Source organism: Enterobacter sp. BIDMC93 (assembly GCF_001037805.1).
In the GTDB taxonomy this organism is placed as follows: domain Bacteria; phylum Pseudomonadota; class Gammaproteobacteria; order Enterobacterales; family Enterobacteriaceae; genus Enterobacter; species Enterobacter hormaechei_C.
Window position 1 is genome coordinate 503,349 of sequence record NZ_KQ089962.1, and the last position, 17,771, is coordinate 521,119.

Consider the following 17,771-nt stretch of genomic DNA (forward strand, 5'->3'; position numbering starts at 1 on the left):
GATCATTCCCTAAAAAACGTCCTTTCACCCTAAATTGATAAAGAGTATTTTGCCTGAAAATTAACCAAAGGTGATATACTAAGGTGATATATGAGCGTTTTGGCGGAACTTGATATGGGCAGAATACTTATCGATTTGTCTGATGACGTGATTCAACGTTTGGATAATCTCAAGCAATTGCGAAATCAACCACGTGCTGAACTGCTTCGGGAAGCGATAGAGCTGTATCTCGACCAGCAGAGTTCTTCTGTTATCCGAAATGCGCTTGGTCTGTGGGGAGACAGAAAAGAGGACGGGCTTGAGTATGAACGCAAGCTGCGTGAGGAGTGGTAATCATGGAGCACATGGCAGTGTTTGATACCAATATTCTCATTGATCTCTTCAACAACCGTGTTGAAGCTGCGGATGCGATTGAGCATACCGCGTCGCATCGAGCCATCAGCTTAATTACCTGGATGGAAGTAATGGTGGGCGCTCGCAGGCATGGTCATGAAGCGAAAACGGCAGCCGTTATGGGCGCTTTTGAAATTATTGATGTGTCTCGGGATATTGCGGAAAGAAGCGTTTTACTACGTGAGAAGCATGGAATGAAACTGCCTGATGCTATCATTCTGGCCACAGCGCAGAGCAGAAAATGTCCGTTGATTTCTCGCAACACGAAAGATTTTGCGGGTATTGACGAGGTCCTTACGCCTTACCAGGTGTAGGCCGGGCAAGCTCGCGCCGCCCGGCACTCTCACAGGAGATTACTCCCCTTCACCCGGGAACAGGAACGGGTTGATCGAGCTGCGGGCAAAGCCCTCCTGCTCCATCTTCGCGTCCAGAATCAGCGAGGCGAGATCGTCGGCCACGGCTTCGACTTTCGGGTCTTTTTCCTGATACAGAATCTTCAGGTAGGTCCCGCAGTCGCCGCAGCTCTCCGCTTTCACCGCCGCGTCTTCATTTTCCAGCGACCAGTAGTTCAGATCGCGGGTCTGTTCGCAGTTGCTGCACTTGATGCGCACCACGTGCCACTCGGTTTCACACAGGTTGCAGTGCAGGTAGCGCAGCCCCTGAGTGGTGCCGATTTGCACCATGCTGGAGACCGGCATTGAACCACACACCGGGCAGAACTGGCGCGCTTCGCCGTATTCGGCGCGGGCTTTACCTGGAATCAGGCTCGCCATTTGCGCCCAGTAGAGCGACAGCGCAGCCCAGATGAACGGCGCTTTATCGCTGCTCACCAGTGAGAAGTCGGAAGCAAACAGCGCGCTCGCCATCTCTTCCAGCTCCTGATCGGAGGCTTTTTCCAGGTTCTCAATGACTGCCAGCGCCGTGCCGCTCATCTCGGGCTTCAGCTCGGCGATCAGGGAATGCAGCAGCTTATGCCAGTGCTTGTCGCGCGGCAGGACGTGAATATCCAGCGGCGGTTTGCCCTGCTCGTTGGCTTCTTTGATGCGTGCGGTCAGGTCCATTTGCAGCGGATGGTCGTACAGCACCACTTCCTGCGCATGGGCGACCAGCGCGGCAAAACGCAGAAAATCGCCCAGCGGGTTGTTCTCTGCCAGCTCGCGCAGACGCTCTGCGCGGCGGTTGTAGAGGTTCTTGAGTCTGGGGAATAACAACGGCGGAATATACTCCGCCGTACGTTTCTCGCTCGACCCCAGCTCATCTTGCGGGATTATGCGAATACTCATTCAGATGACTTTTCCTGTTTCTGGCGGACTTCTCGGTACCAGCGCGGGTGATGTTTCTTCGCCCACGTTTTGGTGACCCAGCCTTCCACCATCGCGGTAATGGTGCCTTTCACCCAGAGGGCGGCGTAAATATGCACCATGATAACCACAATTAACGCCACTGCGGCAAATGAATGCAGCATCAGCGCGAATCGGATCACCGGGATTGAGAAAGCAGGCGCAAAGTACGGACGCCAGATGATCACGCCGCTCACCAGCAACAGGACCAGGAAGATAATCGCCGCCCAGAATACGCATTTCTGGCCGAAGTTATAACGCCCGGTATCACCCACTTCCTCGTTGACGACGATCTTACGAATATTCTTCGCCCAAAAGATATCATCCCGATTGATTAGGTTATGGTGCCAGTAGCGGAAAAACATGATGATGAACGAGGCAAACATCACCACACCCACGAACGGGTGAAGGATGCGCGCCAGCTGCGGCGTGCCCAGTATCTGCATCAGCCAGTTGAAGGACGGGAAGAAGAACCCCAGCCCGCTTATCGCCGCCAGCATGAAGCAGAAGGCGGTGACCCAGTGGTTGATGCGTTCCGGCGCGGTGTAGCGCACGATGGTGTCACGTTTTCTCATTTGCGCACCTCGTCTTTCTCTTCATGCAGGTTGTCGTCTTCCTCTTCCGCACGGTTCGGACCAACGCCGACGTAGTGGAAGATGCTCGCTGCGAAGGTGGCCGCAAAACCGACCGCGGCCAGCGGTTTCCAGATGCCTTTCCAGAACTTCACGGTCGCGCTGATTTCCGGGTTCTCCGGCAGGCCGTGATACAGGTTCGGCTTGTCGGCGTGGTGCAGCACGTACATCACGTGCGTACCGCCAACCCCGGCCGGATCGTACAGGCCCGCGTTATCGTAACCACGAGTTTTCAGCTCGCCCACGCGCTCTGCCGCCAGCGTTTTCATATCCTCTTTGGAGCCAAAGTGGATAGCGCCAGTTGGACAGGTCTTCACGCACGCTGGCTCCTGGCCGACATTTACGCGGTCAACGCACAGCGTACATTTGTAGACGCGGTTGTCTTCCGGGTTCAGGCGCGGCACGTCAAACGGACAACCCGCGATGCAATAGCCGCAGCCAATACACTGCTCGGACTGGAAGTCGACGATGCCGTTGGCATACTGAATGATAGCCCCTTCTGACGGACACGCCTTCAGGCAGCCCGGATCCGCACAGTGCATACAGCCATCTTTGCGGATAAGCCATTCCAGTTTGTCGTTCTGCTCCACTTCCGAGAAACGCATTACCGTCCAGGACTTGGCGGTCAGGTCCGCCGGGTTGTCGTACACCCCGACGTTGTGACCCACTTCGTCACGGATGTCGTTCCACTCTGAACAGGCCACCTGACAGGCTTTACAGCCGATACAGGTGGTCACGTCGATAAGCTTCGCCACTTCCTGCTGGTGGTCCCGCGCCTGAGGCGCGGGCGTGAAACCGTTAGTCGCGGAACGACGGATAATGTCTTGAGATTGATAAGCCATAAGTCGTCTCCGTTACACCTTTTCCACGTTCACGAGGAAGGCCTTAAACTCCGGCGTCTGCGTGTTCGCATCACCGACGAACGGCGTCAGGGTGTTCGCAATGAACCCTTTCTTCGCCACGCCCTCATAACCCCAGTGAATTGGGATGCCGATGGTATCCACCTGCTGACCGTGAACGTTCAGCGTGCGAATACGCTTGGTCACCACCGCCTTGGCTTTGATGTAGCCGCGGTTAGAGGAGACCTTCACGGTATCGCCATGGGCAATGCCGAGTTTGTTCGCCAGCTTCTCGCCGATCTCCACAAACTGCTCCGGCTGCGCGATGGCATTCAGCAGCGCGTGCTTGGTCCAGTAGTGGAAGTGCTCGGTCAGACGGTAAGTGGTGCCGACATAAGGGAACTTGTCCTTTTTACCCAGCGCTTCAAAATCGCCTTTGAAGATGCGGGCTGCCGGGTTAGAGACCACGTTCGGGTGCAGCGGGTTAGTACCCAGCGGCGTCTCAAACGGCTCGTAGTGTTCCGGGAACGGACCTTCCGCCATCTTATCGATAGCAAACAGGCGCCCCATCCCTTCAGGCTGCATGATAAACGGCCCGACATCGCTGCCCGGTGCGGCAGTGCTGTAGTCCGGAATATCCACGCCGCCCCATTTCGCGCCGTCCCACTTCAGTAGCTGACGCTTCGGATCCCACGGGTTGCCCTGCGGGTCAGCTGAGGCGCGGTTATAGAGGATGCGGCGGTTAAGCGGCCATGCCCATGCCCAGCCCAGCGTATTGCCGAGGCCCGACGGGTCGGCGTTATCGCGGTTGGCCATCTGGTTGCCTTTCGGCGTCCAGCTACCGGCAAAGATCCAGCAGCCGCTGGAGGTCGTACCGTCATCGCGCAGGTGCGCAAAGGTGCTGAGCTGATCGCCTTTCTTCGCCAGCACCGCACCGGTCGCCGGGTCGATAACGTCCGCCAGCGCCTTACCGTTGCTCTCCATCGCCACTTCTTCCGGAGACGGATTCTCTGGCGTCGAGTAGTTCCAGGTCATGTTCAGCACCGGCTCAGGCGTTGCGCCGCCTTCAGCCGCGTACATTTTACGCAGACGTAAGAAGATACCGGCCAGGATCTCGCCGTCGTTCAAGGCGATGCCCGGGGCATCCGCGCCTTTCCAGTGCCACTGCAACCAGCGGCCGGAGTTGACGATAGACCCGTTCTCTTCCGCGAAGCAGGTAGACGGCAGACGGAACACTTCGGTCTGAATCTTCGACGGATCGACATCGTTCGACTCACCGTGGTTCTGCCAGAACGTCGACGTTTCGGTATTGAGCGGGTCAATCGTCACCAGGAACTTCAGCTTCGACAGAGACTCGACAACCTTGTTCTTGTTCGGGAACGACGCCACCGGGTTAAAGCCCTGGCAGATATAGCCGTTGACCTGGCCCTGGTGCATCATTTCGAAGTACTGAAGTACGTCGTAACCTTTGTCCCACTTCGGCAGCCAGTCAAAGCCCCAGCTGTTTTCCGCCGTCGCCTTGTCGCCGTAGAAGGCTTTCATCAGCGAGACGAAGAACTTCGGATAGTTGCCCCAGTAGTTCACCTGGCCTTCGAGCAGCGGTTTTGGCGTGCTGGCCGTCAGGTAGGTTTGCAGGTCGGTCTGTTTCTCGCTCGGCAGGTTCATGTAACCCGTCAGGCTCTGAGACAGCAGGCCGAGGTCGGTCAGACCCTGAATGTTGGAGTGACCGCGCAGGGCGTTCACGCCGCCGCCTGCCATCCCCATGTTGCCGAGGAGCAGCTGAACCATCGCCATGGTGCGGATGTTCTGCGCGCCGATGGAGTGCTGCGTCCAGCCGAGCGCATACAGGAACGACGCGGTTTTATCTTTCGCGCTGGTTTCCGCTATCAGCTCGCACACCTTCAGGAAGTCCGCCTTCGGCGTCCCACAGATGTTTTCGACAACCTCCGGCGTATAGCGGGACACGTGCTCTTTCAGCAGGTTCCACACGCAGCGCGGGTGTTGCAGGGTGGTGTCGCGCTTCGCAAAGCCGTTTTCGTCCAGCTCGTAGTTCCAGCTGGTTTTGTCATATTTGCGTTTTTCGGCGTCATAACCGCTGAACAGGCCATCTTCGAAGTGGTAATCCTCACGCACGATCAGGCTGGCGTTGGTATAAGCTTCGGTGTACTCGCGGTTATATTTTTCGTTGGTCATCAGGTACAGCAATACGCCTGACAGGAAAGTGATGTCAGTACCTGAACGAATTGGGGTGTAGAAATCCGCCACTGACGCTGTACGCGTAAAGCGGGGATCGATCACAATCAGCTTCGCGCCGTTGTGGATTTTGGCTTCCATCGCCCAGCGGAACCCGACAGGGTGCGCTTCAGCGGCGTTACCGCCCATCACCACAATGAGGTTGGCGTTTTTGATGTCGACCCAGTGGTTGGTCATCGCACCGCGACCAAATGTTGGAGCAAGACTTGCTACCGTTGGTCCGTGTCAGACACGCGCCTGGTTGTCGACCGCGAGCATACCGAGTGCGCGCGTAAATTTCTGGGTTAAATAGCCGGTTTCGTTACTCGACGCTGAAGCACACAGCATGCCGGTGGAGAGCCAGCGGTTAACGGTGGTGCCTTCGGCATTCTTCGCGATAAAGTTGGCATCGCGGTCTTCTTTCATCAGCTTAGCGATGCGATCGAACGCTTCCTCCCAGCTGATTTGCTGCCATTTGTCAGAGCCGGGAGCGCGATACTCAGGAAACTTCAGGCGGCTTTCGGAGTGGATAAAATCTACCAGACCGGCCCCTTTCGGACACAGCGCACCACGGTTGACCGGGTGATCCGGATCGCCTTCGATGTGGAAAATGGATGCTTTGGCGTTTTTCGCACCGTCGCCGAGGCTATACATTAACAGCCCACAGCCGACGGAGCAGTACGTACAGGTGTTACGGGTTTCGCGGGTGCGCAGCAGTTTATACTGCCGTGTTTCCGCCAGCGCTACACCGGGCGCAAAGCCCAGTGCCGCCGCCGTGGTGCCTGCCATACCGCCAGCGCAGATCTTAAAGAACTGCCTTCTGCTGACCTGCATGGGTCACTCCTTGGTTCATTACGACATTGCTATGTAGTTTTACTTTGCGGTTGAGAATTAACCGCAAAGGAGAAAAATTTGCATTAATCCCTCATTTCTCCGAGGGATAAGCCCAGAATACCACAATGTCGGTACGCCTGTTCTAACGGGGTTAAAACAAAGTGAACGTATTATCACGGCATTGATTATAAAATGTGATATCAATCACATTTTATCCTGTGCATGTTAAAGAGGTGTAGCAGCTGATCGGTTGCACCCCTCCGTATTGAGTAGGAGAATGGTTGCTGAAAAGTTGATCCATACTATGCGTAAGGCCTGCCGTTTGTGTTGCAATAGCAGGCTCACTTCCGTGGTTGTTCAGGAATACCGTTGTGTCTAAACAAAACCGTGCTGCCCACGTGTCGCCACTGCCTGCGGGCATTGTGGAACTGTCGGTACACAGACCGCCTCACATTTCACATGCCACGCCGGATTTTCTGGCGGAAGAGGTCCCCGTTGCCCTGGTTTACAACGGGATTTCGCATGTGGTGATGATGGCTTCGCCGAAAGATCTGGAACTGTTCGCCATAGGTTTTTCCCTCTCGGAAGGCATCATTGCGCATCCGCAGGAGATCTACGGTATGGATGTGGTTCAGGCCTGTAATGGCCTTGAAGTACAAATCGAACTCTCCAGTCGTCGCTTTATGGGGCTGAAAGAGCGCCGCCGGGCGCTGGCCGGACGTACCGGCTGCGGCGTGTGCGGCGTTGAACAGCTTAACGATATCGGTAAGCCCGTCGCGCCGCTGCCGTTTACCCAGACCTTCAACCTCGGTAACCTCGACAAAGCCCTGGAGCACCTCAATGATGTCCAGCCCATAGGTCAGCTGAGCGGCTGTACACATGCTGCGGCGTGGGTGCTCCCGTCGGGCGAGATCGTCGGAGGTCATGAAGATGTAGGCCGCCATGTGGCGCTGGATAAGCTGCTGGGCCGTCGCGCGCGTGAAGATGCCGTCTGGCAGCAAGGGGCCGCGCTCGTTTCCAGCCGCGCCAGCTATGAAATGGTGCAGAAAGCGGCCATGTGCGGCGTGGAGATCCTGTTTGCGGTGTCGGCTGCGACAACGCTGGCGGTCGAAGTGGCAGAGCGCTGCAACCTGACGCTGGTGGGGTTCTGCAAGCCGGGCAGGGCGACAATTTACACCCATCCGCAGCGATTAATTGTTAATCAGTAATTTTGAATGAGTATAGCAAAACCTTCCGCTTTTAGTTGTTCATGATGAGGGCTAGTATTTATCTCATCAAGGCACGGTGCCTTATCTAAACAACTTAACGAAAAGGTTTATCTCATGAAAAGCATCAAAACTTTTGTCGCTGTAATCGCTCTGGCTGCTTCTTTCGGTTCTTTCGCTGCGCAGACTGTGACTGCATCCGCCTCTACCCTCGATGGCGCAGAAGCCAAAATCGCCGCACAGGCTCAGGAAGCGGGCGCGTCATCCTACAAAATTACCCAGGCATTCACCGGTAACCGCGTACACATGACCGCTGAACTGAACAAATAAGTCATATAGCCGCTGTCCCTTGCTTTTCGGAGCAGGGACAGGTTTCATTCTGCTCCCCTGTTTTATCCCGCCTTCCTGTACAAACCGCCTGTATTTTCAACCTGACAGAAAATAGCCATATCCTCCGGGATATTTCTTATTGGTTGAATAATAACTATAATGTTCCGTCCGGTTGAGTTACCCTTACTTAAAAATCAGCAATCTCATACATGATCTAAATACAAGGTCTGACCAGTTCTTTTAATTCATTTCAATAATGCATGATTTCATGTCTTTCAGACTGTATTTCGGGATTTATTATATAAATAATCAATAATTGATCCCAAATAATAAGGAAATCCTCAGGCTTTAATCCTAAAGAGATTCGGAGTCATTGACCCCGGTTATTCATGATGATAGTTTCAAAAACAATATTAAATCTTTACCCCTAAAACCAAATATTTCTCTTTTGGTTTATTTTGTATTTAACTCATATAAGGAAATTAAATGAACGCGATGTTTAAAAAAGGAGTGCTGGCATCTGTACTGGCAGTAGCGGCGTCTTCAGCAATGGCGGCTTCCAGTGTTGATATTCAGGTTACGGGGAAAATTGTTCCGTCTTCCTGTACACCGGCATTTATTAGCGGTGGCGGTATTGCTGATTTTGGTACCATGAAGGTGGCTAGTCTGAATTCCACCACCCCAACCCCTCTGGCGGATGTTAAAATTATCCCTATTTCTATTACCTGTGAAGAAGCGACCCGCGTTGGCGTGACCTTTAACGATTCGCATGTGGATTCTGCGCCTACGGAGAATATGCCGGTGAACTTTATTGATTCGGATTTCATTACCAGTGCGGGTTTTACGGCTGGCCTGGGGATGTATGGCGATAAGAAGATTGGCGCTTATTCAATGGGTATCCAAAAGACCGACGGGGCGACGACCAACGGAGACGGTGTAAACCTTTATCCAATCTTCACCAGCGATAACGGCGCATCATGGGGAGTTAAAAGCGGGTTTCGCTACTTACAGGTGAAACCTGATAAGAGTGAGATTTATTCCTTCACAGATCAAGCGACCGGTACAGTGGCACCTATTGCACAAACTAAAATTAACTTCAACGTGGGCATTGCCGCGATGATTAACCCAACCAACGATTTAAATATCACGGATGAAGCCACCCTGGACGGCTTAACCAACGTTGAGCTGGTTTATCTGTAATCACCCCCACGTATCATGAAATACCTGACACCTCACCCCGGTGGGGTGTCCTATACCAATATTAATGGACTAATATTATGCTGCTTTTAAAGAGAACGCTGATCTGTGCCTGCCTGCTGGCCTCATTCAACGGTATGGCTGCCGGGATGGTGCCGGATACCTCGCTGCTTATTGTCAATGAAGACAAGCAGGGGGCCAGCATGGATGTTAAAAACACCGATGCTGAAGCACAGCTGCTGTACACCAAAATTATTGATCTCCCGGACGACCCCAAACCGGGTCTGATTGCCACGCAGCCGGTTGTGCGCGTAGATGCGGGTAAAACCCAGCGCGTGCGTTTTGTGCTGAAAAACAGTAATGAGCCGCTGAAGGTGGAACATTTTAAGCGTGTCATTTTTACCGCTATCCCTCAGCGTGAAAAAAATAAAGTTAAAGTGGTGTTTAGCCAGAACCTTCCCGTCATTATTCACCCGGCTGGCCTGGCGGTAAATATTGAACCCTGGAAGGCACTCACCTGGCAGATAAAAAATGGCAATGTCACGGTTGAGAATAATACGCCTTATGTCGTCCGACTGGAGCAAAAGGTGAAATTAATGGCCTCGGGTACGATCGCGACATTAGCTAAGACTTACATTCTTCCTGGCGAAAAAATGACGGCCAGCGCCCCAGCCAAAATATCAGCATCCGAAAAACAAATCGAAATCTATCCGGCAACGCGTTATGGCTATAAGGCAGGGAATTATATCGCCGACCTTCAGCAATAAAATCACTTAACAAACATGGAGTAGTTATGTTAAACGGTTCCTGTAAAAAGGGAATGCTCGTGTTTTGCCTTAGCGTGCTGGCATTTAATATTCGGGCTGAGATTTCCTCTAATGCGAATGAATCTCTGGAACTGGCGCGAGCCATATTTGACAGCGATGCTTTAAAAAATAACGGGCTTGATCCGGCCATTGCGGATTACTATTCCCTCACTCCCCGTTTTACCCCTGGCTACCATAATGTGACGGTTAATATTAATGGTAAGCAGCGCAATATTATGCCCGTGAAATTTGATGAGGAAGGAACGCCCTGTATTGATAAAGCGTTTCTGGAAAACGCGGGCCTGATTAAACAGACGAAAAGAGGCACCTGCCCGAAGATTTATCACTACTGGTCCGGATCAACGATTCAGACTTCGCCGGATATTGATGAAATATCGGTTGTTGTACCGCCTGAAGCGATCGACCCTGATTATGACCGACAGTTCGCCGAGGTGCGTGGCGGACGTGCAGCCATGCTGAATTACTCCATGTTTGGCACCCATAATCACTATGATGATGAGAACGCTGACCGTTTCCAGTCGACCTTTGAAATGGGCTTTAATGCCGGAGACTGGATTGTGCGCAGCACGCAGTTCATTAGCGACGGCAGCGATCAGGATTTTGATGTCGACTCCCTCTACACCTATGCCCATCGTACCTTTACCGATTATGGCGTGATGGTGCAGGGTGGCCAGATTAACATCGCCAACAGCCGCTTCAGTATTCCGGGAATTTACGGGGTCCAGATGATGCCGGATACCGCACTCACTCCTCAGGTGGGGACGGGCGTCGAAGTCAGCGGTATTGCCCGTAATCCGCAGGCGCGCGTCGATATCCGCCAGGGCGGACAGCTTATTTACTCAACGCTGGTTCCTGCCGGTCCGTTCAACCTGGATGACGTGCCGCTGGCGAACCTCAACACCGACCTGAACGTAACGGTCACCGAGACTGACGGCAGCGAAAACCGATTCACTGTCTCGGCAAGTACGTTCCGCAGCAATCATATAGGCCGTGCCCCGGGCTTTACGCTGGCTATGGGCCGCGTTGAAGACATGGACTCACGCTTTGAAAATCCGTGGGTGGTGTCCGCCAACAACGGCTGGTCTGTCAATAAGCGTGTCAATTTCCTGGCCGGTATGGTGATGGCGGATAACCACTATTATGGCTTCTCCGGCAACCTCGATACCATACCGATGCAGAACCTGTATGCCTCGTTGGGTTTTCTGGCGTCAATAGACAACCAGACGCAAACCGACGGCAACAAAACGACGCTGGATCTGGGTTACTCCCTGCCGTGGGGCATTGGGCTTTCGCTGGGCGGTAGCTATGGCACACCGGACTATCGCGAGATGGCGGAACTTTACGGCGACGATGACGATATGTCGCAAACCAAATACGACACCAGCGTCGGTATCAACTGGTCGAGTACCACGCTGGGCCGCTTTTCCCTCAGCTATTATCGCAACGAGAGCTGGAACAGCGACTATGACAGTCGCCGGTTTATCTCGTCGTGGTCACAGACTTTTAAATACTTCAACGTGAGCGTGAACTGGGAGTCGGATGTCAGCCGGCACGACAGCAGCGACAACGATCAGTTTTACGTAAACGTGTCGATCCCGCTGGGACGCTCAGGCGTGACAACCAGCTCCTGGTATCGCGAGAGCGAAGGTAAGCGTTCTTACGGCACGCGGGCAATGGGCTCGCTCAACGCTGAGAACCAGTACACGGTGGGGGTCACTCAGGACCAGGAAGAGAACACCACCAGCTGGGACAGCTCGCTGAACAGTAATCTGCATTACACCAACCTGGCGCTGGCGGCAGGAGGAGATAACGACAGCAATACCAACTACTCAGCAGCATTAAGCGGCGGGATTGTCGCCCACAGCGACGGGGTGACCTTCTCGCCTTACCGCGTGACCGATACGTACGCCATTGCCAGACTGGATAAACCGGTGGCTGGTATCGAGATAGGTACCCCGCGCGGCGCGGTATGGACCGATAAATGGGGCCAGGCGATTATTCCTGCGCTGTCGCCGTTCCGTGAAAGCACGATTGAGATCAACACGGAAAGCCTGCCAGGCAATCTGGACGTAAGAAATGGCAGAACAGCGATCAAAGCGTCTCACGGCGCTGTGGCGAAGTGGGAGTTTGCGACGTTAAGCCAGCGCCGCGTGCTGCTCAGTATACGCCGTGCGGACGGTACGCCGCTGCCGGAAGGTGTCTCGATTGTGGACGCGGCAGGGGAGTATGTGACGAGTGCGCCAGAAGACGGCGTGATCTTCCTGAACGACATCTCTGCCAGCCAGCAGCTGTATGCGAAGCTGGATGAAGGGCGTTGCAGGCTGACGTACACCCTGCCGGAGGCAGAACCGAATAAATTCTATGAAGAGGTGACAGGGAAATGTCTCTGAATAACGTTCGTCAATACGCGCTGATGCTTATGCTGCTCTGCGGCGCAGCGGGATTTTCGGGAATGGCGCAGGCTGATGACGGCGCCTGTGAAATGATGTCGGCGGTGAAGAAAGTCGATTACGGGCGCTACCGTAAAGAGGATATGCGGCAAACGTCCGCTGAACATATTGGCAAAGTGTACAACGGTTATGCTTCTGTGATGCGTGAAGTTCAGGTTTCGGTGCTGTGTCCGGATGTGCGCAAAATGCGCATCTCCGTAGACGGGATTGCCCGACAGAACCTGGCGTATCGTTTTACGGACAGCGGCGCGATGAAAATCGAATTCAAAGATGGGCGGGTGGACGGGAACCCCGTGCAGCTGGCCGCGGTCGATATTGGCGCGGTAGCCGTTCAGGGAGGCGCTTCTCTGGTGACGCTGAAGCCGGAAAAAGCGCTGGCGGCGGTAAACGGTACAGAAGTGGCGGGCGAGCAGTTTGTCGCCACTATGATGATCACGACCTATCTCTCTGACAAGGCGTTTAGCGTTACTAACACCACGGATTTTGAAGAAACGCTGACGCTCAATGTTGATACGCTTCCTGCGCGATAATCTCTGTTATGCCCGGCCGACCTGTTATGTCGGGCATATTTTCTAGTGGATCCCCGCCAGACGCAGCAGCGCTGTCACCACCGCCGCCGCGACGATCACCACAATTAACGGCATTTTGCGCCAGGCCAGAAACACCGCGAACCCCACCCCCAGCACGCGCGCCATCCCGGCAAAATGGTCCCCTTCATAAAACGTTGTCGCCAGCGCGACGGAGAACAACAAAACGGTTGCCGCGTCTGAAAGCAGCGCCTGCGACCGTTCAGAAAGCGCCAGCCGGCTACCGAGTTTCGCCCCGCCGAGACGCATCAGATAGGTTCCGGCAGAAAGAATGGCGATGCCGAGAATAAAGACCGTCATGTTTTCCATTATTTTTTCCTCGCGGCAAGGCCGAGCAAAGAGAGCAGCACCGGCAGGCCAACCGGCGCAAACGGTACGGCGGCCAGCGACAACACTGCGCCGCTACAGGCGCGGATCAGCGTGGTACGGTTTTTAAATGCCGGCACCACTAACGCCAGCAGGATCGCCGGGAACACCGCGTCCAGCCCGATGGTTTCCGGGTCCGGCAGCAGCTTGCCGACCATCGCGCCCAGCACCGCCCCCAGCGGCCAGATGATTGCCACGCCCAGGCCGCACAGCCAGTAGGCCGCTTTACGCTGCTCGGCGGTTTTTTGCGACAGGCCGAACACCACACTTTCATCATTCATGATATGACAGCCCAGAAAGCTCAGGCCGCGCTTGCCCACCAGTTCACGCACCGTAACGCCGAACGGCACATGGCGCGCGTTAACCAGTAAACCGGCCGCTGCCGCTGCCAGCGGATTGCCGCCGCTCGCCACGATGCCGATAAACATAAACTCGGATGCGCCTGCCAGCACCGTGAGGGAGAGGACAAACGGCACCCACAGCGGGAAACCGTAGGCCATCGCCAGTGAGCCATAAGACATGCCGACCACGCCCACCGCGAGGCAGACCAGGACGATCGCTTTTATCGTGTCGCCTTTCAGGCAAGAGAGGTGATTCTTCATACCATTTTAGCCATATCGAACGTATTTCCATTATAATGAACGCATCAGAAACGTTTTACAAGACGAACGATTCGTTCGTTATAGAGAGAAAGAGGCCGTTATTATGACGCAGCCAATCAGCGTGATCGCCAAAAGCCTGGTGCGAGAACGCTTGCGAACCGGGCTCTCACTGGCGGAAATTGCCCGCCGTGCCGGGATCGCCAAATCCACGCTTTCTCAACTGGAGTCTGGCAACGGCAATCCTAGCCTGGAAACGCTGTGGTCGCTTTGCGTGGCGCTGGATATTCCGTTTGCCCGGTTACTGGAGCCGCAGCAACCCGTCACGCAGGTGATCCGCCGCGGCGAGGGCACAAAAGTCGTCGCTGGGCAGGCGAACTACGAGGCGATTTTGCTCGCGGCGTGTCCGCCTGGCGCGCGTCGTGATATCTATCTGCTGCTGACTCAGCCGGGGGCAGACCGTATTTCCCAGCCCCATCCGCCTGGTTCGGTTGAGCATATTATCGTGACCCAGGGGCGGGCGATGGTCGGTCTGATCGACGCGGCGGAAGAGCTCGGCCCGGGAGATTACATTTGCTACCCCGCTGACCAGCCGCATATCTTTAAGGCGCTGGAGCCAGATACGCACGCGCTGCTGGTGGCGGAACAAAACTAACAAAGATACGGAAAATCATGTCGCTTAAAGCCATTGCCAAAGAACTGGGGCTGTCTGTTACCACCGTCAGCCGCGCCCTCAACGGGTATGACGACGTTTCTGCTGAGACGCGCGCCCGCGTGGAAGCGGAGGCCCAGCGCCGTGGCTACCGACCAAATACCTTTGCCCGTCGCCTGAAGATGGGCAAAATCGACGCCGTCGGGCTGGTGTTTCCGGTGCATCCTGTTCCGCTCAATAACAGCGTTTTTATGGACATGGTCGGCGAAATTAGCCACGAACTGGCGCGACATGAGATTGACCTGCTGCTCATCGCTGACGACGATCTGGCGGACAAACACAGCTATATGCGCATGGTGCAGAGCCGACGCGTGGATGCGCTGATTGTGGCGCATACGCTGGATCACGATCCGCGTCTTGAGCAGCTACAGGCCGCCGGGTTCCCGTTCCTGGCGCTCGGCCGCAGCCAGCTCCCGCAGCCGTACGCGTGGTTCGATTTCGACAACTATGCCGGCACATATCAGGCCACCCGCTGGCTGATCGAGAAAGGCCATCAGCGCATTGCGCTGCTGGGCGAAAGCAACAACCAGGCATTCATCACCCAGCGCCGCCAGGGCTACCTGGACGCGCTGCGGGAAGCCGGACTTTCCAGCGAATGGCTGCGCGCCATGCCCCCTTCGCGTCGCGTGGGGTATGCCACCACGCAAGAACTTCTCTCCCTGCCGCAGCCGCCCACGGCCATCATTACCGACTGCAACACCCACGGCGACGGCGCAGCGATGGCCCTGGCGCAGATGGGGCGCTTAACCGGTGAAAATGCCGTTTCGCTGGTGGTCTATGACGGCTTACCGCAGGACAGCATTGTCGATATCGACGTCGCGGCGGTGATCCAGTCTACCCGTCAGGGTGTCGGGAAACAGATTGCCGATATGGTGCGCCAGCTGATTAATGGCGACGACATTGACACCCTTCAGGTGCTCTGGCAGCCAGAATTCTCCCCAGGCCAGACTGCCTGATTACACCAAAAATTCCAAACCCGATCACAGATCCGAAACGTTTTGGTTTGTATCCGAAACGTTTCGGATCAACACTCAGAACATCCCGATGACAGGAGATGTCTGATGCAAGATTCCATTTTTCGACTTGAAAGCAATACGGTTGACGTGGTGGTAAAAACCCACCCGTTCGCCGAAATTCTCTACTGGGGGCCACACCTTCAGCACTTTTCGCCGCAGGATGTGCTGAGTATTGCGCGCCCGGTTGCTAATGGCAGGCTGGACGTCGACTCCCCCGTCACGCTGATGGCAGAGCTGGGGCATGGGCTGTTTGGCTCGCCGGGCATCGAGGGGCACCGCCAGGGGCTGGACGGATCGCCGGTATTTAAAACCACGCAGGTGCAGCAGGCGTTAAACGCCCTGACAATCACTGCTGAAGACGAGCATGCAGGCCTGCGCCTGACCAGTGAAATAACGCTGGATGCCAGCGGCGTACTGGTGGTGCGTCATGGGTTAACCAACCTGAAAATGCAGGCGTGGCAGGTGGATCGATTTGCCGTGACGCTGCCGGTGGCCGAACGCGCGCAGGAGGTGATGGCCTTCCACGGACGCTGGATCAGGGAGTTTCAGCCGCACCGCGTGATGCTTGAACATGACAGCTTTGTGATTGAAAACCGTCGGGGTAAAACCTCCCATGAACATTTCCCGGCGCTGATTTCAGGTACGCCGTCATTCAGTGAAATGCACGGCAACGTCTGGGGTATACATCTGGGCTGGAGTGGTAACCACCGCCTGCGCGCAGAGGCGAAAACCGATGGCCGCCGCTATATGCAGGCCGAAGCGCTCTACCTGCCGGGTGAAATGGCGATTGAAGAGGGGGAAACGCTCTGGACGCCGCGCCTGTATGCCAGTCACTCCCCGCACGGGCTGAACGGCATGAGCCAGCAGTTCCACCGCTACCTGCGCGACAATGTTATCCGCTTCCCGGAAGATAAACCGCGCCCGGTGCACCTCAACACCTGGGAGGGGATCTACTTCAACCACGATCCGGACTACATCATGCGCATGGCCGACGAGGCCGCTGCGCTGGGCGTGGAGCGCTTTATTATCGACGACGGCTGGTTTAAAGGCCGCAACGACGACCACGCCGCGCTGGGCGACTGGTATCTGGACAAGAAAAAATACCCGAACGGCCTAAAGCCGGTAATCGATCACGTTAAACAGCTCAGCATGGAGTTTGGTATCTGGGTTGAGCCGGAGATGATTAACCCCGATTCCGATCTGTATCGCGCGCACCCTGACTGGGTGCTGGCGCTGCCGGGCTACGCCCAGGCGACCGGGCGACACCAGCTGGTGCTCAATCTCAATATTCCGCAGGCCTTTGAATATCTGGTCGAACGCATGAGCTGGCTGCTGGGCGAACACGCGGTCGACTACGTGAAATGGGATATGAACCGCGAGCTGGTGCAGCCAGGGCACAAGGGCAAAGCCGCCGCCGTCGCCCAGACGCGCCAGTTTTATCGCCTGCTGGACGTGCTGGGCGAGCGCTTCCCGCACATTGAGTTTGAATCCTGCTCCTCCGGCGGCGGGCGAATCGATTATGAAGTGCTGACCCGCTGCCACCGCTTCTGGGCGTCCGACAACAACGACGCGCTGGAGCGCAACACTATCCAGCGCGGCATGAGCTACTTCTTCCCGCCGGAGGTGATGGGCGCGCATATCGGTCATCATAAATGTCACGCCACCTTCCGCCAGCACAGCATTCAGTTCCGCGGGCTAACAGCGCTGTTTGGTCACATGGGGCTGGAGCTGGATCCGCTCACCGTCGATGCGCAGGAACGTGAAGGCTATCGCCATTACGCCGCGCTGCACAAGCGGTGGCGAGAGGTCATTCATCACGGCACCCAGTGGCGCGTGGATATGCCGGACGCCACCACCCTGGCGCAGGGTATAGTGAGCGAAGATAAGACGCAGGGGCTGTTTTTGGTCAGCCAGCTCGCGATGCCGGATTACACCCTGATGATGCCGCTGCGCATGCCGGGGTTAGACGCCAGCGCGCTGTACCGCATCACGCTGCTCGATCACCCGAACATCCAGATTACGGGCGAGGGCGGGCACACCATGCGTAAGCTGCCTTCGTGGATGGAAGCGCCGCAAACGGTGAGCGGCGAGTGGCTGATGCAGGCGGGTATTGCGCTGCCGATTCTGGATCCGGAAACCGCCATTCTGATTGGTGTGGAACGCGTGTAAGGGTGACGGGCCGGGCAACCGGCCCTCCGTTGAGGATAAAAAT

At 55.6% G+C, this 17,771-nt stretch carries 17 protein-coding genes; 11 read left to right on the forward strand and 6 right to left on the reverse strand.

Translation table 11 applies throughout. The features are described 5' to 3' along the window. Positions 1-90: 90 nt before the first annotated feature. Positions 91-333 carry a ribbon-helix-helix domain-containing protein gene (locus tag SK58_RS02335; RefSeq protein ID WP_015569912.1) on the forward strand — a complete coding sequence of 81 codons (243 nt, stop codon included), beginning with the start codon at positions 91-93 and terminating at the stop codon, positions 331-333. A 2-nt stretch (positions 334-335) separates the two neighbouring features. Continuing rightward, positions 336-707: a type II toxin-antitoxin system VapC family toxin gene (locus tag SK58_RS02340; RefSeq protein WP_077266491.1), complete on the forward strand. Its 372-nt coding sequence runs from the start codon at positions 336-338 to the stop codon at positions 705-707. 39 nt (positions 708-746) lie between these two features. Here the strand turns inward: SK58_RS02340 and fdhE are convergent, their stop codons facing one another. From fdhE to fdnG, 4 genes are read right to left on the reverse strand one after another with little or no spacing between them, the layout of a single operon-like run. Next, positions 747-1,676: a formate dehydrogenase accessory protein FdhE gene (fdhE, locus tag SK58_RS02345; protein WP_003861956.1), complete on the reverse strand. Its 930-nt coding sequence runs from the start codon at positions 1,674-1,676 to the stop codon at positions 747-749. Then, positions 1,673-2,308 carry a formate dehydrogenase cytochrome b556 subunit gene (gene fdoI, locus SK58_RS02350; protein ID WP_015569914.1) on the reverse strand — a complete coding sequence of 212 codons (636 nt, stop codon included), beginning with the start codon at positions 2,306-2,308 and terminating at the stop codon, positions 1,673-1,675. Before fdoI ends, fdhE begins: the two co-directional genes overlap by 4 nt. Next, entirely contained in the window at positions 2,305-3,207 is a 903-nt protein-coding gene (fdxH, locus tag SK58_RS02355) for a formate dehydrogenase subunit beta (protein ID WP_014072386.1), read from the reverse strand. The genes fdoI and fdxH overlap by 4 nt, the downstream gene beginning before the upstream one ends. A 12-nt stretch (positions 3,208-3,219) precedes the next feature. Next, positions 3,220-6,270, reverse strand: coding sequence for a formate dehydrogenase-N subunit alpha (fdnG, locus tag SK58_RS02360; protein WP_085929672.1), 3,051 nt, complete (start codon positions 6,268-6,270; stop codon positions 3,220-3,222). Between the two features lie 371 nt (positions 6,271-6,641). On the opposite strand from fdnG, the gene fdhD reads away from it, so the two are divergent. The 6 genes from fdhD (at position 6,642) to SK58_RS02395 (ending at position 12,809) form a co-directional block, all read left to right on the forward strand. Further along, entirely contained in the window at positions 6,642-7,478 is an 837-nt protein-coding gene (fdhD, locus tag SK58_RS02370; protein ID WP_017382677.1) for a formate dehydrogenase accessory sulfurtransferase FdhD, read from the forward strand. A 114-nt stretch (positions 7,479-7,592) separates the two neighbouring features. After that, positions 7,593-7,805 carry a YdgH/BhsA/McbA family protein gene (locus SK58_RS02375; RefSeq protein WP_015569916.1) on the forward strand — a complete coding sequence of 71 codons (213 nt, stop codon included), beginning with the start codon at positions 7,593-7,595 and terminating at the stop codon, positions 7,803-7,805. A gap of 486 nt (positions 7,806-8,291) precedes the next feature. After that, the gene (locus SK58_RS02380; protein WP_048219315.1) at positions 8,292-9,005 is read left to right on the forward strand and encodes a DUF1120 domain-containing protein; all 714 of its coding nucleotides are present in this window, start codon (positions 8,292-8,294) and stop codon (positions 9,003-9,005) included. Positions 9,006-9,082: 77 nt separating this feature from the next. Continuing rightward, entirely contained in the window at positions 9,083-9,769 is a 687-nt protein-coding gene (locus SK58_RS02385) for a fimbria/pilus chaperone family protein (RefSeq protein ID WP_015569918.1), read from the forward strand. A gap of 26 nt (positions 9,770-9,795) precedes the next feature. Then, positions 9,796-12,219, forward strand: a complete 2,424-nt coding sequence (locus SK58_RS02390) for a fimbrial biogenesis usher protein (protein ID WP_048219318.1) — start codon at positions 9,796-9,798, stop codon at positions 12,217-12,219. Next, positions 12,210-12,809 carry a DUF1120 domain-containing protein gene (locus tag SK58_RS02395; RefSeq protein ID WP_017694053.1) on the forward strand — a complete coding sequence of 200 codons (600 nt, stop codon included), beginning with the start codon at positions 12,210-12,212 and terminating at the stop codon, positions 12,807-12,809. Before SK58_RS02390 ends, SK58_RS02395 begins: the two co-directional genes overlap by 10 nt. Positions 12,810-12,851: 42 nt before the next feature. On the opposite strand, the gene SK58_RS02400 is transcribed toward SK58_RS02395, so the two are convergent. Together SK58_RS02400 and SK58_RS02405 are read right to left on the reverse strand one after the other, a co-directional pair. Continuing rightward, positions 12,852-13,175, reverse strand: a complete 324-nt coding sequence (locus SK58_RS02400; RefSeq protein WP_015569921.1) for an AzlD domain-containing protein — start codon at positions 13,173-13,175, stop codon at positions 12,852-12,854. Continuing rightward, positions 13,175-13,834, reverse strand: a complete 660-nt coding sequence (locus SK58_RS02405; RefSeq protein WP_015569922.1) for an AzlC family ABC transporter permease — start codon at positions 13,832-13,834, stop codon at positions 13,175-13,177. Before SK58_RS02405 ends, SK58_RS02400 begins: the two co-directional genes overlap by 1 nt. 103 nt (positions 13,835-13,937) lie before the next feature. On the opposite strand from SK58_RS02405, the gene SK58_RS02410 reads away from it, so the two are divergent. The 3 genes from SK58_RS02410 (at position 13,938) to SK58_RS02420 (ending at position 17,728) form a co-directional block, all read left to right on the forward strand. Then, a complete protein-coding gene (locus tag SK58_RS02410) occupies positions 13,938-14,486 on the forward strand; it encodes a helix-turn-helix domain-containing protein (RefSeq protein WP_003861973.1) in 549 nt (182 codons plus the stop codon). A 17-nt stretch (positions 14,487-14,503) separates the two neighbouring features. After that, the gene (locus tag SK58_RS02415) at positions 14,504-15,499 is read left to right on the forward strand and encodes a LacI family DNA-binding transcriptional regulator (protein ID WP_003861974.1); all 996 of its coding nucleotides are present in this window, start codon (positions 14,504-14,506) and stop codon (positions 15,497-15,499) included. A 105-nt stretch (positions 15,500-15,604) separates the two neighbouring features. After that, the gene (locus SK58_RS02420) at positions 15,605-17,728 is read left to right on the forward strand and encodes an alpha-galactosidase (protein WP_048219320.1); all 2,124 of its coding nucleotides are present in this window, start codon (positions 15,605-15,607) and stop codon (positions 17,726-17,728) included. Positions 17,729-17,771: the final 43 nt, after the last annotated feature.